Raw genomic sequence first — 24814 nt, forward strand, 5'->3', positions numbered from 1 at the left:
ACCTATGTGCGGGCGGGCCGCCCGGCCCCGGGGTGGCCGCCCCGGCGCGGCCCGGCGGCGGCGGGTTCCACCCGGGCGGGGGAGGGCCCGCCGGGGGAGCGGGGGCGCGCCCGGTAGTCTGACCGGGTCGTGCCCGGCCGGTGAGGTGGCCGGGCCGGATGATCGGTGCGGGCCGGCGGCCCGCTGGTGGAGACCCCTGATGACTCGTCGTTTTGACTGCTCGGACCCGTCGGAGCGCGCAGCCGGGCTGCGCGAGGCCGTGGCCGCGGTGCGCCGTGGCGAACTCGTCGTGCTGCCCACGGACACCGTGTACGGCGTGGGCGCGGACGCCTTCGTGCCGGAGGCGGTGGCCCGGTTGCTGGCGGCCAAGGGCCGCGGGCGGAACATGCCCTCGCCCGTTCTGGTCGGATCCCCGGAGGGTCTCGACGGCCTGGTCGAGGTGACGGATCGTGCGCGGGCCCTGGTGGCCGCCTTCTGGCCGGGCGGGCTGACGGTGGTCGCCCGGCACCTGCCGTCGGTCGAGCTGGACCTCGGCGAGACCAACGGGACGGTCGCGGTGCGGATGCCCGCGCACCCGGTCGCCATCGAACTGCTCAACGCCACCGGTCCGTTGGCGGTCTCCAGCGCCAACCTGACCGGCCACGACTCCCCGCAGGACTGCGACGCCGCCCAGGGCATGCTGGGCGACTCGGTGGCGGTCTACCTCGACGGCGGCCGGACCGAGGCGGCCGTGGGCTCCTCGATCGTGGACATCACCGGGGACGTGCCGCTGCTGCTGCGGGCCGGCGCGATCGAGGTCGAGAAGCTGCGCGAGGTCGTCCCGGACCTGCGGGAGCGCTGAGCCCCGACGCACGGCCGCCGGCCCGGCCGGGGCGCCGCACCGCGTGGCGCCCCGGCGGTACACCCGCAGCCAGGCCCTGGCCGGCGGATCGTGCCGGGCGCGCGGCTCCCCCAGCCGAAGGGCGGGGGAGCCGCGCGCCGATCCGACGAGATCCGCCGGCCAGGGCCTAGGGTCGGCCATGGCGCGCCGGGGCGGGCCCCTCGCCGCGGCCGGGGGTGTCGGCGGTGCCACCCGGGGGCGTCATCGGCTCCGCTGCGGAGGTTCCATGAGCGCCACGTCCACCGCGTCGCGTCGTACCCGGGCCCGGGTGCGCCAGGGCAGCACCCTGCTGCGCTGGCTGTTCACCACCGACCACAAGGTGATCGGGAACCTCTACCTGGCGACCGCGTTCGGCTTCTTCCTGGTCGGCGGGGTGCTGGCGCTGCTGATGCGCGGTCAACTGCTCGGGCCCGACACGGGGTTCCTGTCGAACCAGCAGTACAACCAGATGTTCACCATGCACGGCACGATCATGCTGCTGCTGTTCGCCACCCCCACCTTCGCCGGGTTCGCCAACGCGATCATGCCGCTGCAGATCGGCGCGCCGGACGTCGCCTTCCCCCGCCTGAACGCCTTCACCTACTGGGCGTTCCTGCTCGGGGGTCTCATGGTGCTGGGCGGCTTCCTCACCTCCCAGGGAGCGCCCGCCTTCGGCTGGTTCGCCTACGCGCCGCTGAACGGGCCGGCGTTCTCACCGGGGCAGGGCGGCGACCTGTGGGCCTTCGGCCTGGTGGTGGCCGGCCTCGGCACGATCCTGGGCTCGGTCAACTTCATCACCACCATCACCTGCCTGCGGGCGCCGGGCATGACGCTGTTCCGGATGCCGATCTTCACCTGGAACGTGCTGTTCACCTCGATCATGGTGCTGTTGGCCTTCCCGGTGCTGACGGCCGCGCTGCTCTGCCTGGAAGCCGACCGGAAGTTCGGCGCGCACGCCTTCGACGCGGCCAACGGCGGGGCCATCCTCTGGCAGCACCTCTTCTGGTTCTTCGGCCACCCCGAGGTCTACATCGTCGCGATCCCGTTCTTCGGCATCGTCACCGAGATCATCCCGGTGTTCAGCCGCAAACCGGTGTTCGGCTACTACGGCATGATCGGCGCGACGATCTCCATCACCGCCCTGTCCATGACGGTGTGGGCGCACCACATGTTCGTCACCGGCCAGGTGCTGCTGCCCTTCTTCTCGATGATGTCGTTCCTGATCGCCGTCCCCACCGGGGTGAAGTTCTTCAACTGGGTCGGGACGATGTGGAACGGCTCGTTGTCCCTCGAGACGCCGATGCTGTGGTCGATCGGCTTCATGGTGACCTTCCTCTTCGGCGGGCTGAGCGGGGTGCTGCTGGCCGCGCCGCCGATCGACTTCCACGTCACCGACAGCTACTTCGTGGTGGCCCACCTGCACTACGTGCTGTTCGGCACCGTCGTGTTCGCCACCTTCGGCGGCTTCTACTTCTGGTGGCCCAAGCTGACCGGCAAGATGCTCGACGAGCGGCTCGGGAAGGTGCACTTCTGGATCCTGTTCGTCGGGTTCCAGACCACCTTCCTGGTGATGCACTGGCTGGGCGCCCAGGGCATGCCGCGCCGCTACGCGACCTATCTGCCGGTGGACGGGTTCACGGCGCTCAACGTGTGCGCCTCGATCGGGTCCTTCCTGCTCGGGGTCTCCAACCTGCCCTTCTTCTACAACGTCTGGACCACCACCCGGCACGGCACCCGGGTGACCGAGGACGACCCGTGGGGCTGGGGCCGGTCGCTGGAGTGGGCCACCTCCTGCCCGCCGCCGCACCACAACTTCCACGCCCTGCCCCGGATCCGCTCCGAGTCCCCGGCCTTCGACCTGCACCATCCGGAGGTGCCGCCGGAACAGGGCTCGGACGCGGCCTCCGAACACACCGCCGGCCGGAGCGGCGAGCAGGGGAGCGGGCGATGAAGACGGAGGCCCGGCTGTTCGCCGTCATGACGGGGTTCTTCGCGGTGACCGGACTGATCTACGGCTTCTGGGCGCAGGAGCCGGCCGGCAAGGCCATCCTGACGGTGGCGTTCCTGATGTCCGGGCTGATCGCGCTGTTCTGGTTCCTCCAGCACCAGCGGCGGGGCGGCGGACGGCCGGAGGACCGCAAGGGCGCCGAGATCGTCGAGGGCGGGGGCCCGGTGGGGTTCTTCCCGCCCCGCAGCGGCTACCCGGTGCTGACGGCCGTCGGCGTGGCGGTGTTCGCCCTCGGCCTGGTCTTCGCCCGGTGGCTGGTCGTCACGGGCGCCCTGGTGCTGGTCTACGCGGTCTGCGGCTTCATCTTCCAGTACCGCGACGACGACGGCGGATGAGCCCGCCGAGGAGGCGGCGCACCGGGCCGGGGCGGGCGGGCGCGATCGGCTCCGGCGGGGCCGCCGGGTGGGCGGGGGCCGTCAGGACGCCCGTGATGCGCGCCGACTCCCCTTCGGTGGCGGGCAGTTCGACCCGGTCGCGGTAGAACCAGGAGCTGGCCGCGGCCTGCACCCGCTGGTGCCGCGGCGCGCCGTCCGGGGCCGGGAGCGGGTCCGGCGCGGACCGGGCCAGCAGCACGTACCGCTCGTCCGCCGGCACCGGGCGGCGGTGCCCGGTGAAACCGCCGTCGGGGGACTGGTCGATCCGCCCGGTCTCGTCGCCCTTCAGCAGCCGGTCGCGGTCCCTGGCCTGCAGCGCGAGGCAGAGCCGGCGGGTGAGCAGGAACGCCAGCGGCGGCAGCACGATCAGGGCGATCCGCAGGACGACGGTGAGCGCGTTGACGGAGACGCCGAAGACGTACGCGATCACGTCGTTGCCGCCGGCGATCAGCAGCACCGCGTAAGCGGTGATCCCGGCCACGCCCAGCCCGGTGCGGGTGGGCTTGTTGCGCGGGCGGTCGCACAGGTGGTGCTCGCCCGGCTCCGGGTCGAGCCACCGCTCGGCGAAGGGGTAGGCGTAGAGCACCGCGAACAGCAGCCCGGGCACCACCAGGGCCGGCAGGAAGACGTTCCAGGACACCGTGTGCCCCAGCAGGCCGGTCTCGGCGGCGGGCATCAGCCGCAGGGCGCCCTCGATGAACCCGATGTACCAGTCCGGCTGGGCGCCGACCGCGGCCACGTCAGGCCGGTAGGAGGAGTAGCGCCAGATCGGGTTGACCTCGGCGAGGAAGGCCGACACCGCCATCACCCCGGCCACCGCGAAGGTCAGGCCCACCGTACGGGTGAGGAACTGCGGGAAGAAGGGCATCCCGACGACGTTCCGATTGGTGCGGCCGGGCGCGGCCCAGTGGGTGTGCTTCAGCACCACCACCAGGGTCAGGTGTGCCCCGACCAGGGCCAGCAGCAGGCCGGGCACCAGCAGGACGTGCACGGTGAACAGGCGCGGGATGATCGCCTCGCCGGGGAACTGGCCGCCGAAGGCGAAGAAGGTCAGGTAGCTGCCGACCAGCGGCACCGAGAGCAGGACGCCCTCGGCGATCCGCAGGCCGGTGCCCGAGAGGGTGTCGTCCGGCAGCGAGTAGCCGGAGAACCCTTCGAGCAGCGCGAGGTTGAACAGCGTCACCCCGATCACCCAGTTGAGCTCGCGCGGTCGGCGGAAGGCCCCGGTGAAGAACACCCGCAGCAGGTGCAGGCCGATCGCCGAGGCGAACAACAGCGCCGACCAGTGGTGGATCTGACGGATCAGCAGCCCGCCGCGCACCTCGAAGCTGAGGTGCAGCGTCGACGCGTACGCCTCGGAGACCCGCACCCCGCGCAACGGCAGGTAGGCGCCGTCGTAGACGACCTCGCGCATGCTCGGGTCGAAGAAGAAGGTCAGGTAGACGCCGGTCAGCAGCAGCACCACGAAGGCGTACAGGGCGAGTTCGCCCAGCAGGAACGACCAGTGGTCCGGGAAGACCTTGCGGAGCAGCTCCCGGCCGGCCTCCATGACCGGCAGCCGCTTGTCCAGCCCGATCGCGAGGCGTTCGCCGGTGGACGGCGCGCGCCCGTCCGAAGCCTTGGTTTCGTCCACGCAGGCAACCTAGTGCGCGCCGGTCCGGGCCGGGCGGTCGCGCAGCGCGGTTGCCGGGGCCGGCGACGGCAGATCACCCCGTTGGCGGAGCGGGCGGTTCGGCGGCGCGCGCTCAGCCGTCCGCGAGCAGCCGGGTGAGCGCGGCGTCGACGTCGAGGTGCTCGGACTCCGATCCGGCGGGCACCAGCGTGAAGGAGTCCGCGAGGAAGGCGGTGACCTCGTCCTCCGGGGCACTGAGCACGGCCTGGCCGCTGGGCCCCCGCAGGGTGATCAGGACTTCGCCGTCCTGCCCGGGGCTCACCTGGACGTCACCGTTGCCGGCGGGGGCGTGCCGGCCCTCGTTCAGCAGCTCGCGACTGAAGTACCAGCACACCTGGGGCTCCCCGGACACGCAATCGCACGGGGTCAGCGGGAACGCCAGGCAGGCCGCGTACGGCAGCTCCGGGTCGAACCGCAGCTCGGCGACGATCGGGACGTCGGGCAGCGGGCTGTGGGGGAACGTGACGGGCATCGGGCGTACGGGCATCTGCATCGAGCGACCCTCCAGAGGTCCTGGCGCGCCTGCCCCGTACGGGCCGGCGTCCTCGTTCGCCGCCTACCCGGTGCCTCCGCGTGCAGTCCGCGTCCGCGAAACCTCCACAACTTCCCCGGATCCGCCCGACGGCGTGCTCGACGGCGTGGTCGACGCGAGGGGCGGCCGGGTCAGGCCCGGGCGGCCTTGCCGTCGGCGGCGATCGCGACCAGGCCCTGATCGGTGTTGCCGAAGAGCATGCCGCCGCCCGCCCAGAAGGCGATCGGTCCGGAGCCGTCTGCCTTGCCGCCGAACTGGTAGGTCCACCTGGGCGCCCCGGTGGCCGCGTCCAGGGCATACACCTTGGTCTTGAGCCAGAGGTAGACGTTTCCGTCGGCGCAGTGGAGGGCCACCGCCGCCGCGACGCTCTCCAGGGGCAGGCGGCCCGTCCAGCGGGGTTCCCCGGTGGCGGCGTCGAGGGCGCGGACCACCGCCTCGGCCTTCAGGTTCTCGAAGGAGGACCCGGCGGCGTACACGGTGGTGCCGTCCGGGGAGGCCACGGTCGTCTGGTAGGCCAGTCCGTCCTCGGGGGAGCGCCAGGCGACTTGTCCGCTGTCCGGCTCCACGGCGTAGAGCCGGTCGGACCGGTAGAGGAAGCGGCCGCCGGCCGAGGAGTGCGGGCCGTCGTACCAGGGGGCGGTGGTGAAGGACGAGGTCATCCCCGCCCCGGCGGACACCCCGGGGGCGGGCAGCTCCCAGAGCGTCCTGCCACCGGCCGTGGTGTCGAGGCCGGAGATGCTCGCCGCGCTCTGGTCCGGGTTGGCCCGGGCCCACAGCAGGGTCTTCCCGGAGGAGGGGACCAGCAGCTTCCCCTGGTACCACCCCGACCCCTCGAAGGTCCTCACCCAGGTGACCTTCTGCGTCGACGGGTCGACGGCCCAGACGCTGGCGGCCTGGGTGCCCGAGGCCGGGGCCGGCACGTCGGTCGGCACGGAGACGGACCCGCCGACGACGTACACGACGCCGTTCAGGATGCCGGGCACCCAGAGGTACTGGAACACCTGGCTGGTTTGGCTGACGGCCCAGACCTCCTTCCCGGTGGCCAGGTCGAGCACGCGGACGCCGCGGGTGAGTCCGTACTGGTCGGCGACCGCCGCCGAGAACACCAGGGTCTCGCTGACGGCCACGGGGTTGCCGCCGAGGAACGTCGAGCTGTACACGCCGGTGCGGTTGGGCACCGGCCCCCAGAGCGGACGGCCGGAGAAGTCGAAGGCCCAGAGCGTGTTCGTGCCGACGGCGATCACGGTCTTGCCGGAGCCGGTGATCTGGACCAGCGCCTCGGTGACCGGGGCGGTCCACAGCGGGGTGGCGACGGTGTCGGTGGCGAGCGAACGGGCCGAGGCGGTCGGGGACGGTGCCCCCGTGGTGCTCGCCGGCGCGGCCTGCGGCCCCTTCGGGTCGTCGCCGCGCAGCCCGAGGACGACCGCCGTGGCGCCGCCGGCCAGGGCCGCCGCGCCGCCGGCCAGGCCGAGCAGCAGCGTGCGGCGGCTGGGGCGGTCCGCTGTCGGGTTCGTCGGCGTCGGCCCGGCGGGGGCGAGGCGCAGGGTCGTGTCGTCCGCGGGCGGGGAGGGGGCGAGCCGCAGGGTCGCGCCCTCCACCGGCGGGGCGGGCAGCGGCAGGGTGGGGGCCGGGGCGGGCAGGGGCTGGGTGGGCCCGGTCGGCGGATCGGACGGCGGCTGGCCGGGCGGGGCCGGTGGCCGCCGAACGGACGCGGTCGCCGAGGGGGCGAGGACGGCGGCCGCCTGTTCGATCGCGGTGATCAGCACCGGGTGCAGCCAGGTGCCGGCGGCCGGCGGCCGGGCCCCCACGGCCACGGCAGCGATGATCTGCTGCGGTGTCGGCCGGTCCGCCGGCTCCTTCGCCAGGCACGCCGCGATCAGCAGGCGCAGGCCCGCGGGCACCGCCGACAGGTCGGGCTCCTCCTGCGCCACTCTGCGCAGGGTGGCCAGCGGATGCCCCGCGTCGAACGGCCCGTGGCCGCCGGAGGCCGCGTGGACCAGCGTCGCGCCGAGTGAGAACACGTCGCTGGGCGGGCCGGTCGGCCGGTCGAGCGCGTGCTCCGGGGACATGAAGGACGGCGTGCCGAAGCGTTCGCCCTTGGCGGTCAGCACGGTGCCGTCGGCGGCCCGGGCGATGCCGAAGTCGATGATGTGCGGGCCGTCCAGCGCCAGCAGCACGTTGCTGGGCTTGAGGTCGCGGTGGGTCAGTCCGGCGGCGTGGATGGCGACCAGTTCCTCGGCGATCCCGGCCGCCAGGACCCGCAGGATGTGCTCGGGGAAGGCCCCGACCAGCCGGACCGCCTCGTGCAGCCCGACGCTCGGCACGAAGACGGTGGCCAGCCAGGGGAGCGGGCCGTCCGGGTCGGCGTCCACCACCGGGGCGGTGAACGCCGAGGAGACGGCCCGGGCCGCCCGCACCTCGTGCCGGAAGCGGGCCCGGAAGTTCGGGTCCTCGGCGACGTCGGGGCGCACCAGTTTGACCGCGACGGTCCGTCCGCCGGCCGAGCGGCCCAGGTACACCACGCCCATGCCGCCCGCGCCGAGGCGGCCGAGCAGGGCGTACGGGCCGATCCGACGGGGGTCGGAGGGTTCGAGTTGGCGCATGGTCAGGCTCCGTTCGCGGCGAGCACGGCGATCCTGCTGGCGGCGGACTCGGCGACGCAGACCCGGCCGCCGCCCGCCGACCAGGTGAGGCCGGCCAGGTTGGTGCCCCGCAGGCCGGTGAACTTCCAGCGCGGCTTCCCGGTCTTCGGGTCCAGGGCCCAGATCACGGCGTCCGCGCCCATCCGGTAGACGTTGCCGTCGGCGACCCGCAGGACGGCGAACGGCTCCCCGCGCTCGCGTGGCAGCGGGGTCCGCTGGAGCGTCCCGCCGGTGTGGGCGTCCAGGGAGGCCAGGGAGAGGCCGCCGCCGTCGTCCTTGAGGACGCAGCGGACGACGCGGCCGTCCTCGGGGAGCGCCGAGTCGGTCCCGTACGTGGCGACGCCCTTGACCGTCCAGACCGCCTTGCCGGTCGCCGGGTCCACCGCCGACAGGGTGTCCTGCTCGGCGGTGAGGACGAGCGGCCCCGCCGTCCCGACGAGCGTCCGGGTCCCGTCCTGGGACCACACCACGCGGCCCTGGCCGTCGAGCCCCGCGAGCTGCTTCATGCCCGCGACGAGGAGGTGCTCGCCCTCCCTGGGGCACGCGGCGAACACCGGCATCCAGTCGAGGCCCTGGAACCAGGCGGTGCCGCGGGAGGCGAGGTCCACCGCCCAGACGTGGCCGCTCAGCGTGCCGCCCTTGCCGTTGCCCAGGCCGATCGCGAACGCCCGTCCGCCCCGGATCCCGGCGAGCCGCAGCAGGCTGGTCCCGTCCCGGTCCGCGGTGAGCGTCCAGTCGGGCGTGCCGTCCTTGGGGTCGACGGCGGCCAGCGCGCTGGTCGAATTCGTGCCCGTCCAGGTCTGCGCGCCCACGTACAGCCGGTTGCCGTCGGTGGCGGCGAGGTTGCCGGGGAAGGCGGTGAGGGAGAACGTCAGGTTCTTGGTGCTGCCCTCGAAGGTCCAGGCGGTCTTGCCCTGTCCGTCGATCCCCAGGACCTTCTTGCCGGTCACCCCGATGACCTGCCCCGGCAGGGCGAAGGTCTGCAGGCAGGGCTCGGGGAGGGTCACCTTCCAGGAGAGCAGGCCCTCGGGGACGTCGTCGCCGTCCGGGCGGTCGAGCCCCGCGCCGCCCGCCGTCGTACCGGTGCCCCGGTCCTGCAGGAGGGTGACGGCGGTGCCGGTGCCGGCCGCCGCGAGGACGCCGCCGGCCACGCCCAGCAGCACCTTGCGGCGGCCGAACCGCTGCGGGCCGGTGGTCGGTTCGGCGGGCGGGGGCCCGACGTGCGGGGGCTCGGCGGGTGGCGGGCCGACGGGCGGGGGCCCCGCGGGCGGGGGCTCGGCCGCCGGCGGCTCGGGCAGCGCGGTCAGGAGACCGCGCACCGCGAGCACGTCGGAGGCGACGGCCGACGGGAGCCAGCCGTCCGTGGTCCGCGGCCGGCCGATCCGCTCGACGAGCTCGACGAGTTGACCGGGCGTCGGCCGGTGGGCGGGGTTCCTCGCCAGACAGGCCGTCACCAGGTGCCGCAGGCCGTGCGGCAGGTCGCCGAGATCGGGTTCGGTGCTCACCACCCGGAACAGCACGGCCGCGGCGGCGCCCTCGCCGTACAGATGGCGGCCCAGCGCCGCGTAGGCGACCGTCGAGCCGAGCGAGAACACGTCGCTCGCCGGGGTGAGCGGCTCGCCGAGCGCCTGCTCGGGGGACATGTACGGGGCCGAACCGAGCACCGCCCCGGTGGTGGTCAGCGCCGTGCCGTCGGCGGCCCGGGAGATGCCGAAGTCGATGACGTGCGGACCGTCGAGCGCGACCAGGACGTTGGCCGGCTTGAGGTCGCGGTGGATCACCCCGGCGCGGTGGACGTCGCGCAGCGCCTCGGCGAGCCCGGCGGCCAGGGTGAGCACCGTCCCCTCGGGCAGCGGACCGTGCCGCCGCACCGCCTGCTGGAGCGGCACGCCGACCACGAAGGAGGTGGCCATCCAGGCGACGGCCGCGTCGGTGTCGGCGTCCACGACGGGGGCGGTGAACGCCCCCGACACCCGGCGGGCCGCGTCGACCTCCAGCCGGAAGCGCTCGCGGAAGCTCCGGTCCCCGGCGAGCTCGGGACGCACCACCTTGACCGCGACGGTCCGCCCGCCGGCCGAGCGGCCCAGGTAGACCGCTCCCATCCCGCCGGCCCCCAGCCTGCCCAACAGGGCGTACGGGCCCACCCGTTGCGGATCCGCGGATCCGAGTCGCTCCACCGTCTCCCCCTTCTGCGAGCCTTCAAAGGCTAGGGGGAAGCGCGGGCGAAGGACAGCGGATCACCGGACGAACCGTGCTGCGCGGGACGCCTCCTGGGCGGTTCGTCGACTGACGGAACGTCAGTGCGTCAGCTCTCACAGCACATCGGTCTGCCAGGACGGCGGTCGGCGCGCCCTCGCCCTGAGCGCTGCGGCCCCCGGGGCCGGGCGCCGTCACCAGTCGAGGGCCGCCGCGACCGGCAGGTGGTCGCTGCCGGTGTCGGGGAGGACCCGGGAGCCGACCGGCGTCAGGCCGCGCACCAGGACCTGGTCGATCCGCACCACCGGGAACGCGGCCGGGTAGCTGAAGCCGAAGCCGGCCCCGGCGGCCTCCTGGGCCGAGCGCAGCCGGGAGGTGAGGGCGGCGAGCCCGCGGTCGTCCGTGGTGCCGTTCAGGTCGCCCAGCAGGACGATCCGCTCGCCGCGGTCGGCGGCGAGCGCCCGGCCGAGCGCCTGCGCGCCGATGTCCCGCGAGGCCGTCCAGAAGCCCGCCGCGGGGAACACCCGGACGGACCCGAGGTGGGCGACGTACACCGACAGCGGCCCCCGGGGCGTCGTCACCGTGGTGCGCAGCGCCCGGTTGTCGCCGGCGTTGCTCCCGGGCGGCCTGGTGCTCGCCAGGGGGCCGTAGTTCATGATGTCGATCGGCTGGGTGTCGGTCAGCGGCAGGGTGCTCCAGAGCCCGACGGTGCCCCGCACCTCGTGGTACGGGTACGCCGTCGCCAGCTCGGTCTCGTAGGCGCCCCGGGACTGCGGGGTCAGTTCCACCAGGGCCAGCAGGTCCGGGTGGGAGGCGGCGAGGGCACGGGCGGTGCGGGCCGGGTCGGGGTTGTCGGCGTCGACGTTCTGCTCGGCCAGGGTGAGGTCGCCGCCGGGGTGGGACTTGTCGACGAGGAGCCCGCCGAAGAGGTTCAGCCACACCGCCACCGGCAGCAGCAGCGCGACCACCGCGGCGGCGGAGCGGCGCCACAGCGCGCCGGCCAGCAGCAGCGGGACGGGCAGCGCGAACCACGGCAGGGCGCTCTCCACCAGGCTGCCCAGGTGCCAGAGCCGGTTCGGGACCTGCGCGTGCAGGAGCATGACCAGGCCGAGGAGCACGGCCGCGGCGGTCAGGAGCGGGCCGCGCTTCCACGGCCCCGGGCGGGAGAGGCCGCGCAGGAGGCGGCCGGAGCGGCCGAGGCGGCCGGGGCAGCCCTCGCCGGGGCCGTTGTCCGGGGGAACGGTGGCGGAGTCGGGCTCCCGGCGGTTCGCCGTCGGCGGCGACGCGGTGGTGTGGTCCATGCCGCCACCCAACGCGCCGCCGTGTTGCCGGGGCGTATGCGGATTCCGATACGCGGACGATAGGTCCCGGCTCGTAGCATCGGGGTCATGCGCGTGTTGATCGTCGAGGACGAGCCCTTCCTGGCGGAGGCCATCCGCGACGGCCTGCGCCTGGAGGCCATCGCGGCCGATATCGCGGGCGACGGGCACACCGCCCTGGAGCTGCTGGGCACCAACGCGTCGTCGAGGACGAGCCCTTCCTGGCGGAGGCCATCCGCGACGGCCTGCGCCTGGAGGCCATCGCGGCCGATATCGCGGGCGACGGGCACACCGCCCTGGAGCTGCTGGGCACCAACGCGTACGACATCGCCGTCCTCGACCGCGACATCCCGGGGCCCTCCGGCGACGAGATCGCCCGGCACATCGTCGCCTCCGGCAGCGGCCTGCCGATCCTCATGCTCACCGCGGCCGACCGCCTCGACGACAAGGCCTCCGGGTTCGGCCTCGGCGCCGACGACTACCTCACCAAGCCGTTCGACCTGCGGGAACTCGCGCTCAGACTGCGCGCGCTGGACCGCAGACGCGCCCACAGCAGGCCGCCCGTCCGGGAGATCGCGGGGCTGCGGGTGGACCCGTTCCGCCGTGAGGTCCACCGGGACGGCCGCTTCATCGCGCTGACCAGGAAGCAGTTCGCCGTGTTGGAGGTCCTGGCCGCGGCCGAGGGCGGTGTGGTCAGCGCCGAGGAGCTCCTGGAACGCGCGTGGGACGAGAACGCCGACCCGTTCACCAACGCCGTGCGGATCACCGTGTCGGCGCTGCGCAAACGCCTCGGCGAACCGTGGATCATCACCACCGTGCCGGGGGTCGGCTACCGCATCGACGCGCGGTCGGCCGTGCCGCCGGAGCCAGGGCGGGACGGGGACGGGGCCGGGCGTGGCTAGGCGACGGGGGATGAGCGTCCGGCTCAGACTCACCCTCAGCTACGCGGGATTCCTGATGGTCGCCGCGGTCCTGCTGCTCGCCGCGGTGTGGGTCTTCCTGCTGCGCTACGTCCCCGACAAGGCGTTCCTCGTCTCCGGCGCCACCGACACCCCCGCCCACGGGGTCTTTCCCGTCCGGACCAACCTGCTTCGCGTCTTCGCCCCGCGGGCGGCCGCGGTGCTGGCGTTCCTGCTGCTGTTCGGCCTCGTCGGCGGGTGGCTGCTGGCCGGCCGGGTGCTCGCCCCGCTGACCCGGATCACCGACGCCACCCGCCTCGCCTCGACCGGATCGCTCTCCCACCGGATCCGGCTGTCCGGCCCCCAGGACGAGTTCCGCGAACTCGCCGACGCCTTCGACACGATGCTGGCGCGACTCGAATCCCACGTCGCCGAACAACGGAGGTTCGCGGCCAACGCCTCGCACGAGCTGCGCACCCCGCTGGCCGTCTCCAAGGCGCTGATCGACGTGGCCCGCAGCGACCCGCACCACGACACCGGCGAGGTCCTCGACCGCCTCCACGCCGTCAACACCCGGGCGATCGACCTCACCGAGGCACTGCTCCTGCTCAGCAGGGCCGACCAGCGCTCCTTCACCCCCGAGGCGGTCGACCTGTCCCTGGTCGCCGAGGAGGCCACCGAAACGCTGCTGCCCCTCGCGGAGCGGCACGGCGTCACCGTCCGGACCGAGGGGGACCCGGCCCCGACCACCGGCTCGCCCGCCCTCCTGCTGCAGCTGACCACCAACCTCCTGCACAACGCGATCGTCCACAACCTGTCCGACGGCGGCACGGTGTGGGTCACCACCGTCCGGCGCCCCGGGGCCGCGCTGCTCACCGTCGAGAACACCGGCGAGCGGCTCGCGCCGGAGCTGGTGGCGACCCTCACCGAGCCCTTCCAGCGCGGCAGCGAACGCCGCCACACCGGCACCGGCCCCGGCTCCGCCGCCCGCACCGCGCACCCCGGCGTCGGTCTCGGCCTGGCGATCGCCGCGTCCATCACCCGCGCCCACGACGGCACCCTCACCCTGGCCCCGCGCCCGGCGGGCGGTCTGCGCGTCACCGTGGAACTGCCCGCGCCGGCCCCACCCGCGGCGCCCTGACGGCCCCGACGCGGGCCGCCCGGTCCGGGTCCGCGGACCGGTGGCGCAGCATCCGGGCGGCGGATCGGACGGCTGTTCAGGCGCCGGCGGCCGCGGGCCGGGCGAGCCAGTCCGCCCAGGAGACCTCGTGGCCGATCAGGCAGGGCTCCCGGAACGGCCACGCGTCGGCGATCCACTGCGGCACGAGCGCGTCCAGCTCCCGCTCCAGCTCGCCGCCGACCTGCTCGTCCACCACCCACCAGGAGATCTCGGCGTCGGAGCCGGCCTTCTGCGGCGGGTCGATGTAGACGCAGCCGAGCAGGGCCGTCTCCGCCTCGTCGAACAGGGCGTAGTTGAACGACTCGTGGGCGGCGATCTCCCGCTCGTGCCGGAGCAGGTCGTCGAGGTCCTGCTGGTAGGTCATGGTCGCGGAGGGCCAGCCCCAGGCCTCGCCGTAGACGGACCAGAGGCGCTCCCGGGAGCCCATCACGGCGGGGTAGTCGAGTTCGGTGTCGGCGCCGGCGATCGGGCGCAGGTGGTAGCCCCCGCCGGGGAGCGGGACGTGGACGGGGTGGACGAAATCGGCAGGCAACCAGGTCATGGGCGACGAGGCTAGCCGAGCGGCGCTCCGGCCTGCTCGGATTATCGGTTCGGGCCCTGACCGGCCGGGACGACGCCGCGATGGCCCGGGGGTGACGCCGGGCCCGCCGCCGGGGCATGATCACGGGATGACGATGATCAGGACCAGGTGGGGGCGCCTCGGGATTCCGGCGGTGGCGGCCCTGGCCGCACTGGCGGCGGGGTGCGGCACCCAGCACGTGGACGCACCGAGCGGTGCGGGCAGGCCGGCGGCGGGCGTGACCCCGGCGGCCCCGACGCCGCCCCCGACCGGGTCGGCCGACTACCCGTGTCCCGGCGAGACCCCGACCAGGACGCCGGCCCCGACCACGAGCACCCCGGCCCCGACCGGCCCGGTCACCGACCACTACGCCGAGAACCACGGCTTCAAGGTGCCCCTCCCGCTGCACGGGCGGCGCCGTTGCGACGGTCTGGCCGCCGCCGAGCGGATCAAGGCCGCTCTCGATCCCGTCCGCGCCGGGCAACGCGTCGACCCGGACGGGATCCGCACGGTGCTCGTCGGCCTCGGCTACCCGGCCGACAAGGTGCAGGTCCGGTCCGGCGGCGACTTCCTCATCGACGCCGCCACCGGACTGTGCCTCTCCGGCTCGACGTCCGGTCAGGCGACCACGGTGGAGGCCTTCGCGGGCTACCCGGACGGCACCGGCTGCGAGGAGCCGCGCGGCGGCCACTGACCGCTGCCACGGCTCAACCGGCTTGCTGCGCACCGCCGTTGCCGCCGTTCCCGCCCTTGTCGAGCGACAACGGCGGCAACGGCGGGAGCGACGCCGCCTCGCCCGCCTCGCCGACCTCCGGCCCGGGGCCGCTCCGCTCGATCCGGTCCAGCAGCCGGGCGACGGAGTCGGTGCGCTCCCGCAGGGCCGCCACCCGTGCGGCGTCGGTGGCCTCGTCGAGCGGCTCGGCGGGCAGGACCGGGAAGCCGCGGCTGCGGGCGGTGGCGATCAGGCTCTCGCCCGCCCGGGGGGTGACGACGAGCACCGCCGCGGCGAACGCGCCCGCGTCCAGGGTCTTCTGCCGCCCGAGCAGGCCGCGGTGGACGATCCGGGCGGGGACGGTCAGCTCGTCCAGGCGCCGGTCGTCGGAGCCGCGTTCGAGGGCCGCGAGGACGACGGTGGCCAGCGCCTCGCCGGCCTTGGTGACGACCCACTTCCGACCGGGCACCGGCGGGAGGAACTCGCGGATCCGGTCCACCTCGTGCTCCAGGGCGGTGGTGGTCAGCACCTCGAAGGCGCTGCGGGTGCGGATCTCGACGACCTTGTCCCAGTCGACCTCCTCGCCGTCGAAGCCGACCTGCGAGGGCCCCAGGTGGACGGCGCCGAGGCCGTCCAGCAGCCCGAGCAGCTTGTGCACCACGGCGGGCGTGCGGGGGTGGCGGCCGATCAGTGTGCCCAACGACAGCTTCCACGGCTCGGTCGCGGGCACCGGCGGCGGCTCGACCGAGGCGAGGGCGGTGAGCGCCCACCGCCCGCCCGCCGACGCTCCCCGACTGCCCCGCCGCACGGCCTGCCGCCCGGCCTCCCCCAGACCCGAGGCCGCCTCCGCCGCCGCTCCCGCCGCCGCTCCGACCAGCCGTCCCAGACCGCCCACCAGCTCGCCCCCGCGCACGTCCCGTTCCTCTCCTCGCACCGAAGTACCGCAGCTCTGCGGCTCCGCGGCTCCGCGGCTCCGAAAGCCGCCATGCTACGGGCCCCGTGGGACGCCCACCGGCTCGGGCCGCTCCCGGTGACATCCGTCACGCGGTTCCGGCCACAGAGCTCACTGACGCCCGGTCGGCTCCCTCCGGCAGGCCCGGTCCTCGAAGGAACGACCAGGGGAGCGGACGTGCTGACCGCCGCCCGGGTGAACGGGCGGCGCGGCACGAGGCACCGCCCGGGCGGCTGCCGGACCGGAGGTGATGATCGCCGGGTTCCCGGCCGTCCGCACCCCGGAGGCAGACATGCGGATCCTGCTCCTCGCCAGCGCCTTCAACAGCCTCAGCCAGCGTCTGCACGCCGAACTGCGGGACCGGCGGCACACCGTGGACGTCCGCCTGGCCGGGGACGACGGGGAACTGCGGGCGTCGATCCGCCGGCTCTGCCCGGACCTGCTGCTGGCGCCCATGCTGCGCACCGCGATCCCGGCGGACGTCTGGTCGGCGCTCACCTGCCTGGTGGTCCACCCGGGCCCGCCCGGCGACCGGGGCCCCTCCTCCCTGGACCGGGCGGTCCAGGAGGGCGTGACCGACTGGGGCGTGACGGTGCTGCAGGCCGAGGCGGAGCTGGACGCCGGGCCGGTCTGGGCCTGGGAGCCCTGCCGACTGCCCCCGCTCGGCAAGAGCGACCTCTACCGCAACGAGGTCTCCGACGCCGCCGTCCGGGCCGCGCTGCTCGCCGTCGAGCGCTTCGCCTCCGGCTCGTACGCGCCGCGGCCGCAGCACGGCGCGCAATGGCGCGAGCCGGTGCGGGTGCGCCCCTTCCTGCGCCAGGAGGAGCGCCGGATCGACTGGGCGGCCGACCCCACCGAGGAGGTGCTGCGCAAGCTGCGGGCCGCGGACTCCCAGCCCGGCGTGCTCGACGCCCTGGGCGGCACCGAGTGGTACCTGCACGGCGGGCACCCCGAGCCGCTGCTGCGCGGACGCCCGGGCGAGCTGATCGCCACCCGGGCCGGGGCGGTCTGCCGGGCCACCGCGGACGGCGCGGTGTGGATCCCGGAGCTCCGGCGCCGCCGCCGGCCCGGCGGGCCCGCGACCTTCAAGCTTCCCGCGGTGACGGCGCTCGGCGAGCTGCTGCCCGTGCTCCCGGAGGTCGCGGCACCGCTGACGGCCACCGCCGCCGACGGCTGGACGGACATCGCGTACCGCGAGGAGGGCCCGGTCGGCTTCCTGCGCTTCGCGTTCCCCGGCGGCGCCATGTCCACCGAGCACTGCCGCCGCCTGCTGGAGGCGTACCGCTTCGCGCAGCGCAGGCCGACCACGGTGCTGGTGCTCGGCGGAGGCCGGGACTTCTTCTCCAACGGCATCCACCTCAACGTCATCGAGGCCGCGCCGGACCCGGCCGCGGAGTCCTGGGCCAACATCACCGCGATGGACGACCTGGTCGCCGAGGTGCTCACCACCACCGACCGCCTGGTGGTCGCCGCCCTCGGCGGGAACGCGGCGGCCGGCGGCGCCATGCTGGCGCTGGCCGCCGACGAGGTGTGGTGCCGCCGGGGCTCCGTCCTCAACCCGCACTACCGGCTGATGGGGCTGTACGGATCGGAGTACTGGACGTACACCCTGCCGCGCCGGGTCGGGGCGGCGGAGGCCGAACGGCTCACCCGGCAGGCGCTGCCGGTGTCTGCCGCCACGGCCGAGCGGATCGGCCTGGTCGACCGCGTCCTCGACTGCGGCCCGCAGGAGTTCGGGCCGGACACGGCCCGGCTGGCGGGACTGCTCGCCGCCTCGCCCGCCGCCCAGCGGCGGATCGCGGCGAAGAAGGCGGCGCGCGAGGCGGACGAGCTGGTCAAGCCGCTGGCCGCCTACCGGGAGGAGGAGCTGGCGGTGATGCACCGGCAGTTCTTCACCCCCGAATCGCCGTACCACGCGCTGCGGGCCGCGTTCGTCCACAAGCGCCCCGCGTCCGAAGGGCTGCCCGCCGCGGGGTGACCCGAACGGCCCGGTCGGCTTGCGCCGTCGGGCTACCCCGCCCGGACCGCCGGACCGGCGGCCGGAGCGGACTGTTGCTATGACTGGGTTCGAGCCATTTCGTCCGGCTCCCATCCCCGAGGAGGCATCCTCATGGGTGCTGCAACAACCGACACCGACGTGGTGCACATTCTCTGGATCAACGCCGGCCTCAGCTGCGACGGGGACTCCGTCTCGCTGACCGCCGCGATGCAGCCCAGCATCGAGGAGATCGTCACCGGCGCGCTGCCCGGCCTGCCCAAGGTCGCCGTGCACTGGCCGCTGATCGACTTCGAGTGCGGCCCGGTCCAGGGCGCGGACAACTTCGTCGAGTGGTTCTTCAAGGCCGACCGCGGCGAGATCGAGCCGTTCGTGCTGGTCGTCGAGGGGTCCATCCCCAACGAGAAGATCAAGAAGGAGGGCTACTGGTGCGGCTTCGGCGACGACCCGGCCACCGGACAGCCCATCACCACCAGTGAGTGGCTGGACCGGCTCGCCCCGAAGGCGACCGCCGTCGTCGCGATCGGCACCTGCGCCACGTACGGCGGCATCCACGCGATGGCCGGCAACCCGACGGGGGCGATGGGCGTACCGGACTACCTGGGCTGGAACTGGAAGTCCAAGGCCGGCCTGCCGATCGTCTGCGTGCCGGGCTGCCCGATCCAGCCCGACAACTTCGCCGAGACGCTCACCTACCTGCTGTACCAGCTGGCCGGCTCCGCGCCGATGATCCCGCTGGACGACAAGCTGCGGCCGTCCTGGCTGTTCGGCGCCACCGTGCACGAGGGCTGCGACCGCGGCGGGTACTACGAGCAGGGCCAGTTCGCCACCGAGTACGGCACCCCCGAGTGCCTGGTGCGGCTCGGCTGCTGGGGCCCGGTCGTCAAGTGCAACGTCACCAAGCGCGGCTGGATCAACGGCGTCGGCGGCTGTCCGAACGTGGGCGGCATCTGCATCGCCTGCACCATGCCGGGCTTCCCGGACAAGTTCATGCCCTTCATGGACCCGCCGCCCGGCTCGCGGGTCTCCAGCGGCGTCAGCAACGCCTACGGCTCGGTGATCCGCCGACTGCGCGAGATCACGCTGAAGACCGTCGACAAGGAACCGAAGTGGCGCCACACCGGCCGCCACCTGACCACGGGCTACCGCCCGCCCGGGTGACGCCACGGGCCGCACACCCCCGCGGTGTGCGGCCCCGCGCCGCCTCCTCCGCCCCGCCCCGCCCCCGCTCAGAGAAGGACACGACAGACACGATGGCAACACCGACCACCAGAGCGGCCGGCGACGGCAGCGGCCTGACGGAGATGTCCTGGGATCCGATCACCCGGATCGTGGGCAGCCTGGGCATCCACACCAAGATCGACTTCAAGCAGAAGCGCGTCGCGGAGTGCTACAGCACCTCCTCGGTCTTCCGTGGCTACAGCGTCTTCATGCGCGGCAAGGACCCGCGCGACGCGCACTTCATCACCAGCCGGATCTGCGGGATCTGCGGCGACAACCACGCCACCTGTTCGGTCTACACCCAGAACATGGCCTACGGGGTGAAGCCCCCGCACCTCGGCGAGTGGATCATCAACCTCGGCGAGGCCGCCGAGTACATGTTCGACCACAACATCTTCCAGGAGAACCTGGTCGGGGTCGACTACTGCGAGAAGATGGTCCGCGAGACCAACCCCGGCGTGCTGGAGCAGGCCGAGCGCACCGAGGCGCCGCACGCCGCCGACCACGGGTACCGGACGATCGCCGACATCATGCGCTCGCTCAACCCGATCGAGGGCGAGTTCTACCGCGAGGCGCTGCAGGTCAGCCGGTACACCCGGGAGATGTTCTGCCTGATGGAGGGCCGCCACGTGCACCCCTCCACGCTCTACCCGGGCGGCGTCGGCACCGTCGCCACGGTGCAGCTGTTCACCGACTACCTGACCCGGCTGATGCGCTACGTCGAGTTCATGAAGAAGGTCGTGCCGCTGCACGACGACCTCTTCGACTTCTTCTACCAGGCGCTGCCCGGCTACGAGGAGGTCGGCCGGCGCCGCGTCCTGCTCGGCTGCTGGGGCAGCCTCAACGACCCGGACCACTGCGACTTCACGTACCGCAACATGACGGACTGGGGCCGCAGGATGTTCGTCACCCCGGGCGTGGTGGTGGACGGCAAGCTGGTCACCAACGACCTCACCGAGATCAACCTCGGCATCCGGATCCTGCTCGGCAGCTCCTACTACGAGGACTGGCAGGGCAAGGAACTGTTCGTCACCCACGACCCGCTGGGCAACCCCGTGGACCCCCGGCACCCGTGGAACCAGCACACCATCCCGCAGCCGCAGAAGCGGAACTTCGACGACAAGTACAGCTGGGTGATGTCCCCGCGCTGGTTCGACGGCAAGGAGCACCTCGCCCTGGACACCGGCGGCGGCCCGATCGCCCGGCTGTGGTCCACCGCGCTGTCCGGCCTGGTCGACATCGGCTACGTCAAGGCCACCGGGCACAGCGTGCAGATCAACCTGCCCCGCTCGATGACCAAGCCCGAGGTCACCTTCGAGTGGAAGATCCCGCAGTGGAGCAACGCCCTCGAACGCAACCGGGCCCGCACCTACTTCCAGGCGTACGCGGCCGCGGCCGCCCTGCACTTCGCCGAGAAGGCGCTGGACGAGGTCCGGGCCGGGCGCAGCCAGACCTGGGAGCGCTTCGAGGTGCCGGACGAGTCGATCGGCTGCGGCTTCACCGAGGCCGTGCGCGGCGTGCTCTCGCACCACATGGTGATCCGCGACGGCAAGATCGCCAACTACCACCCGTACCCGCCCACCCCCTGGAACGCCAGCGTCCGGGACAGCTACGGCACGCCCGGCCCGTACGAGGACGCGGTGCAGAACACCCCGATCTTCGAGGAGAACTCCCCGGAGGACTTCAAGGGCATCGACATCATGCGCGCCGTGCGCAGCTTCGACCCCTGCCTGCCCTGCGGCGTGCACATGTACGTCGGCGGGCGCACCGTGCAGACCATGCACGTGCCCACCGGCCTCAGCGGGCTCACCGCATGACGGCCGAGCAGACCGGGCTGCGGATCCAGGAGGCCCTGGACGCCCTGGCCGGCAGCGGAGCGGAGCGGGCGGGCGAACAACTCGTCCGCGACCTGATGGAGTTCTACGGCCAGGGGCTCGCCAGGATCGTCCCGGCGCTGCCCCCGCCGGCCCTCGAAGGGATGTTGGACGACCCGGCGGTGGCCGGGCTCCTGCTGCTGCACGACCTGCACCCCGAGGACGTCGCCGCCCGGATCGACCGGGCGCTCGCGACGCTGCCCGAGCGGATCGAGGTGCTCGGCTTCGACCCGGGCACCGGCGTCCTGCGGCTGCGCCGCACCGCCTCCGGGTGCGGCTGCGCGGAGGGCGACGTGGAGGCCGTGCTGGCCTGCCACGTGCCCGAGGTGACGGCCGTGGAGCTGGAGCGCGCCCCCCAGCTGCTGCAGATCGGCGTCCGCCCGCCGCAGACCGCGGAGGTGCGATGAACACCCGCCGGATCTCCCGCGACGGGACCGCCCTGCTGCGCCGGCTGCGCGAGCCGGCGCGGCCCCGGCCCGAGCAGTGCGGCTTCTGCGGCCGGGACCTGCCGCCCGGCCACCGCCACCTGGTCGACGTCGAGGAACGCGCGCTGGCCTGCACCTGCACCGCCTGCGGCCTGCTGTTCCAGCAGCCGGGCGCGGCCGGCGGCCGGTTCCGCACCGTGCCGGACCGCTACCTCACCGACCCGGAGAGCGGCCCGGACGAGCGGGCCTGGTCGGTGCTGGGCATCCCCGTCGGCACCGCCTTCCTGTTCCGCAACGCCGCCCTGGACCAGCTGCTCGCCTTCTACCCCGGCCCGGCCGGCGCCACCGAGAGCGAGGTGGACGAGGAGGCGTGGGAGCGCGCCCTCGGCGGCAGCAGGCTGGCCGCCGCCCTGGAACCGGACGTCGAGGCGCTGCTGCTGCGCCGCGTCGACCACCGGGTGGAGTGCTTCCTGGTGCCGATCGACGTCTGCTACGAGCTGGTCGGCCGACTGCGGCGGTGCTGGCACGGCTTCGACGGCGGAGCCGAGGCGCGGGCCGAACTCGACGTGTTCTTCGCGCGGTTGGCCGACCGGGCCCGCCCGCTGCCCGCGGCGGTGACGGCGTGACGGCGCTCGGCTTCAGCTGCGCCGGCGTGCGGTCCGACCCGTATGCGGCCGTACCGACCCTGGTGTTCCGGCTGCGGATCACCGCGCCCGCCGAGACCCGGGTGCACGCCCTGGCGCTCCAGTGCCAGCTGCGGATCGAACCCGGCCGCCGCTCGTACGGCGAGCCGGAGGGCGAGCGGCTGGCCGACCTGTTCGGCGAGCGGGAGCGCTGGGCGACCACCCTCAACCCGATCCAGCTCGCCACCGTCCCGCTGCTGGTGCCCGGCTTCACCGGACAGACCGAGGCGGACCTCGCGGTGCCGTGCAGCTACGACCTGGAGGTGGCCTCCGCCCGCTACTTCCGGGCGCTGGACGGCGGGGAGGTGCCGCTGCTGCTGCTCTTCTCCGGCACGGCGTTCGCCGGCCCCGGCGGGTTCCAGGTCACCCCGGTGCCCTGGGACAAGGAGGCCCGGGTGCGGATGCCCGTCCGGGTCTGGCGCGAGGCGGTCGACCGGCACTTCCCCGGCTGCGGCTGGCTGCGGCTGCCCGACGACGTGATGGACGCGCTGCTGGCCTACCGCTCCCGGCGGGCCCTGCCCTCCTGGGAGGCGACCGTGTGCGAACTGCTCGCGGCGGCCGCGATCGAGGAGGTGGCACGGTGAGCGGATCCTCCGACACCCCCGACCTGCCCGCCGGGATCGAGCGCGGCTTCGCGGCCGCCCGGCAGATCGCCGACGCGGTGCTGCTGGAGGGCTACGTCCTCTACCCCTACCGGGCCTCGGCGGCCAAGAACCGGCTGCGCTGGCAGTTCGGCGTCCTGGTGCCGCCCGAGTACACCGCGCAGGGCGGCGAGCACTCCCACCAGCGCACCGAGTGCGTGATGGAGGCGCGCGGCGACGACCGGCTGGCGGTCGAGCTGCGCTTCCTGCGGGTGCAGCGGCGCACCGTCGAACGGGCCACCGAGACCGGCGGGTTCGAGCCGGTGGAGCGGCTGGAGCTGGCCGACCGGGTGCTCGTGGAGTGGGACGAGGCCGTCGAGGAGCGGATCGTCCTCCTGCTGCCGATCGGGGAGTCGGGTGGCGCCGAGGAGCAGCGGGCGTTCCGGCTGCCGGGCGTCGGCGAGACCGAGCTGCTGCGCGAGAACGGCACCGCCGTCGGCCGGCTGGTGCGGCGCCGCGAACAGGTCGACGGCCTGCTGCGGGTGACGGTCGAGGAGCTGCCGGGACCGTACCGGGCGCAGCGGTTGACGGCGGTGGTCGAGAACGTCTCCACCTGGGTGCCGCCCCGCCGGGCGACCCGGGAGGAGGCGCTGCCGCGCTCCCTGGTCTCCGCCCACCTGCTGCTCGGCCTGGAGCACGGCCGGTTCGTGTCCGCCACCGACCCACCCGAGTGGGCGCGGCCGGCCGTCGAGCGCTGCCGCAGCCGGCACACCTGGCCGGTGCTGGCCGGACCGGAGGGCGAGCTCGGGGTGATGCTGTCCTCGCCGATCATCCTGGAGGACCACCCGAAGGTGGCCCCGGAGAGCCTCGGCACCCTGTACGACGCCACCGAGATCGACGAGATCCTGGCACTGCGGACGGCAGCCCTCACCGACGAGGAGAAACGGGAGGCCCGCGGCACCGACGAGCGGGCCGCGGCCGTGATCGACCTCGCCGAGTCCATGCCGCCCGAGGTGCTGGAACGCCTGCACGGCGCCATCCGCGGGCTGCGCGACCTCACCGGTGCCGGCGCCGAGGCGGAGCAGCCCTGGTGGGACCCGGGCAACGACCCGGGCGTCGACCCCGAGCGGGACCGGGTGCTGGTCGACGGCCGGTCGGTCGGCGCCGGCAGCCGGGTGCTGCTGCGGCCCGGGCGGCGGCGCACCGACGCCCAGGACCTCTTCCTGGACGGGCGCACCGGCGTGGTGGAGGCCGTGCTGCACGATGTCGACGGCTCGGTACACCTGGCCGTCACGGTCGAGGACGACCCGGGCGCCGACCTGTGGCGGGCCCAGGGGCGGTTCCGCTACTTCCAGCCCGACGAGGTCACCCCGATGGAGGACTCGTGAGCGGCGGCACGGTGCTGGTCGCCGGGGTGGGCAACGTCTTCCTCGGCGACGACGGGTTCGGCGTGGAGACCGTCCGGCGGCTGGCCGCGCACCCGCTGCCGGAGGGCGTCGAGCTGGTCGACACCGGGGTGCGCGGCGTGGACCTGGCGTACCGGCTGCTGGACGGCCACCGGACCGCCGTCCTGGTCGACGCCACCTGCCGCGGCGGGGTGCCCGGCACGGTCTACCTGATCGAGGCGGACGCGGAGCCGCTGGAGGCACCGCTGCTGGACGGGCACCGGATGGGCCCGGACGCGGTGCTCGGGCTGCTCGCCACGCTCGCCGCCGGCACCGGCGGCGAGCCGCCCGGGCGGGTCCTGGTGGTCGGCTGCGAGCCGGCGTCGCTGGAGGAGGGCATCGGGCTGAGCGCGCCCGTCGCCGCCGCCGTCGAGGAGGCGGTCCAAGTGGTCCTGCGGGTCGTGGACGAGGCCACGCAGCCGGAGAGGGAGACGACACCATGAGGAAACTGTTCTGCGCCGTCCTGCTGGCCGGGATCGGCGCGCTGGTCTGGCAGAGCCTGCCCGACATCAAGCGGTACCTGGAGATCTCGCGGATGTGAGCCGCGCATTGCTGCGAACGGTGCAGCGCCGGGCGCGGCGGCGGGGAGGGTTCGAGAAATTATTTCCCCCCCGCCCGTTAATGGGGGGGGCTGGAGTGGTGCGCACCCCACCCAGGCGCCCCCCCCCCGACACCCAGGGACACC

Annotated in this window: 21 protein-coding genes and 1 pseudogene; 15 read left to right on the forward strand and 7 right to left on the reverse strand. The window is 74.1% G+C overall.

What is annotated here, in order from left to right:
* Positions 1-199: 199 nt before the first annotated feature.
* The 3 genes from ACZ6Y7_RS07745 (at position 200) to ctaF (ending at position 3202) form a co-directional block, all read left to right on the forward strand.
* A complete protein-coding gene (locus tag ACZ6Y7_RS07745) occupies positions 200-841 on the forward strand; it encodes an L-threonylcarbamoyladenylate synthase (protein WP_465756931.1) in 642 nt (213 codons plus the stop codon).
* 265 nt (positions 842-1106) lie between these two features.
* Complete coding sequence (gene ctaD / locus ACZ6Y7_RS07750) at positions 1107-2810, forward strand: aa3-type cytochrome oxidase subunit I (protein WP_465756932.1); 1704 nt, start codon at positions 1107-1109, stop codon at positions 2808-2810.
* Positions 2807-3202 (forward strand): aa3-type cytochrome oxidase subunit IV, encoded by a 396-nt coding sequence (gene ctaF, locus ACZ6Y7_RS07755; protein ID WP_465756933.1) that lies wholly within the window; start codon positions 2807-2809, stop codon positions 3200-3202. Before ctaD ends, ctaF begins: the two co-directional genes overlap by 4 nt.
* Here the strand turns inward: ctaF and qcrB are convergent.
* The 5 genes from qcrB to ACZ6Y7_RS07780 form a co-directional block, all read right to left on the reverse strand.
* The gene (gene qcrB / locus ACZ6Y7_RS07760) at positions 3168-4874 is read right to left on the reverse strand and encodes a cytochrome bc1 complex cytochrome b subunit (protein WP_465756934.1); all 1707 of its coding nucleotides are present in this window, start codon (positions 4872-4874) and stop codon (positions 3168-3170) included. The genes ctaF and qcrB overlap by 35 nt on opposite strands.
* Before the next feature lie 112 nt (positions 4875-4986).
* Positions 4987-5406 (reverse strand): SsgA family sporulation/cell division regulator, encoded by a 420-nt coding sequence (locus tag ACZ6Y7_RS07765; protein WP_465756935.1) that lies wholly within the window; start codon positions 5404-5406, stop codon positions 4987-4989.
* Between the two features lie 170 nt (positions 5407-5576).
* Positions 5577-8048, reverse strand: coding sequence for a protein kinase domain-containing protein (locus ACZ6Y7_RS07770; RefSeq protein WP_465756936.1), 2472 nt, complete (start codon positions 8046-8048; stop codon positions 5577-5579).
* A 2-nt stretch (positions 8049-8050) separates the two neighbouring features.
* Complete coding sequence (locus ACZ6Y7_RS07775; RefSeq protein WP_465756937.1) at positions 8051-10264, reverse strand: protein kinase domain-containing protein; 2214 nt, start codon at positions 10262-10264, stop codon at positions 8051-8053.
* 213 nt (positions 10265-10477) lie between these two features.
* Positions 10478-11584 carry an endonuclease/exonuclease/phosphatase family protein gene (locus ACZ6Y7_RS07780; RefSeq protein WP_465756938.1) on the reverse strand — a complete coding sequence of 369 codons (1107 nt, stop codon included), beginning with the start codon at positions 11582-11584 and terminating at the stop codon, positions 10478-10480.
* A gap of 218 nt (positions 11585-11802) precedes the next feature.
* Here ACZ6Y7_RS07780 and ACZ6Y7_RS07785 point away from each other — a divergent pair.
* A pseudogene (locus ACZ6Y7_RS07785) lies at positions 11803-12504 on the forward strand (response regulator transcription factor); the annotation flags it as partial.
* Between the two features lie 10 nt (positions 12505-12514).
* Complete coding sequence (locus ACZ6Y7_RS07790) at positions 12515-13642, forward strand: sensor histidine kinase (protein ID WP_465756939.1); 1128 nt, start codon at positions 12515-12517, stop codon at positions 13640-13642.
* A 76-nt stretch (positions 13643-13718) separates the two neighbouring features.
* Here the strand turns inward: ACZ6Y7_RS07790 and ACZ6Y7_RS07795 are convergent, their stop codons facing one another.
* Complete coding sequence (locus ACZ6Y7_RS07795; RefSeq protein ID WP_465756940.1) at positions 13719-14222, reverse strand: N-acetyltransferase; 504 nt, start codon at positions 14220-14222, stop codon at positions 13719-13721.
* Between the two features lie 127 nt (positions 14223-14349).
* Here ACZ6Y7_RS07795 and ACZ6Y7_RS07800 point away from each other — a divergent pair, with 127 nt between their 5' ends.
* Positions 14350-14934, forward strand: a complete 585-nt coding sequence (locus ACZ6Y7_RS07800; RefSeq protein WP_465756941.1) for a hypothetical protein — start codon at positions 14350-14352, stop codon at positions 14932-14934.
* Positions 14935-14947: 13 nt separating this feature from the next.
* Here ACZ6Y7_RS07800 and ACZ6Y7_RS07805 read toward each other — a convergent pair whose 3' ends face one another.
* Positions 14948-15865, reverse strand: coding sequence for a hypothetical protein (locus ACZ6Y7_RS07805; protein ID WP_465756942.1), 918 nt, complete (start codon positions 15863-15865; stop codon positions 14948-14950).
* Between the two features lie 331 nt (positions 15866-16196).
* Here ACZ6Y7_RS07805 and ACZ6Y7_RS07810 point away from each other — a divergent pair, with 331 nt between their 5' ends.
* The 9 genes from ACZ6Y7_RS07810 (at position 16197) to ACZ6Y7_RS07850 (ending at position 24670) form a co-directional block, all read left to right on the forward strand.
* A complete protein-coding gene (locus tag ACZ6Y7_RS07810) occupies positions 16197-17882 on the forward strand; it encodes an enoyl-CoA hydratase-related protein (RefSeq protein WP_465756943.1) in 1686 nt (561 codons plus the stop codon).
* A gap of 132 nt (positions 17883-18014) precedes the next feature.
* Entirely contained in the window at positions 18015-19061 is a 1047-nt protein-coding gene (locus ACZ6Y7_RS07815; protein WP_465756944.1) for an NADH-quinone oxidoreductase subunit B family protein, read from the forward strand.
* Between the two features lie 92 nt (positions 19062-19153).
* Positions 19154-20938 carry a nickel-dependent hydrogenase large subunit gene (locus ACZ6Y7_RS07820; RefSeq protein ID WP_465756945.1) on the forward strand — a complete coding sequence of 595 codons (1785 nt, stop codon included), beginning with the start codon at positions 19154-19156 and terminating at the stop codon, positions 20936-20938.
* A complete protein-coding gene (locus ACZ6Y7_RS07825; RefSeq protein ID WP_465756946.1) occupies positions 20935-21402 on the forward strand; it encodes a thioredoxin in 468 nt (155 codons plus the stop codon). The genes ACZ6Y7_RS07820 and ACZ6Y7_RS07825 overlap by 4 nt, the downstream gene beginning before the upstream one ends.
* On the forward strand, positions 21399-22046 hold the full coding sequence (locus tag ACZ6Y7_RS07830; RefSeq protein ID WP_465756947.1) for a DUF5947 family protein: 648 nt from the start codon (positions 21399-21401) through the stop codon (positions 22044-22046). The genes ACZ6Y7_RS07825 and ACZ6Y7_RS07830 overlap by 4 nt, the downstream gene beginning before the upstream one ends.
* On the forward strand, positions 22043-22687 hold the full coding sequence (locus tag ACZ6Y7_RS07835; protein ID WP_465756948.1) for a DUF6084 family protein: 645 nt from the start codon (positions 22043-22045) through the stop codon (positions 22685-22687). The genes ACZ6Y7_RS07830 and ACZ6Y7_RS07835 overlap by 4 nt, the downstream gene beginning before the upstream one ends.
* Positions 22684-24072, forward strand: coding sequence for a hypothetical protein (locus ACZ6Y7_RS07840; RefSeq protein WP_465756949.1), 1389 nt, complete (start codon positions 22684-22686; stop codon positions 24070-24072). Before ACZ6Y7_RS07835 ends, ACZ6Y7_RS07840 begins: the two co-directional genes overlap by 4 nt.
* Positions 24069-24572: a hydrogenase maturation protease gene (locus ACZ6Y7_RS07845; RefSeq protein WP_465756950.1), complete on the forward strand. Its 504-nt coding sequence runs from the start codon at positions 24069-24071 to the stop codon at positions 24570-24572. Before ACZ6Y7_RS07840 ends, ACZ6Y7_RS07845 begins: the two co-directional genes overlap by 4 nt.
* Positions 24569-24670, forward strand: coding sequence for a DUF6893 family small protein (locus ACZ6Y7_RS07850; RefSeq protein ID WP_465756951.1), 102 nt, complete (start codon positions 24569-24571; stop codon positions 24668-24670). The genes ACZ6Y7_RS07845 and ACZ6Y7_RS07850 overlap by 4 nt, the downstream gene beginning before the upstream one ends.
* Positions 24671-24814 lie beyond the last annotated feature (144 nt).

It is taken from the genome of Kitasatospora sp. NPDC053308 (assembly GCF_055585785.1).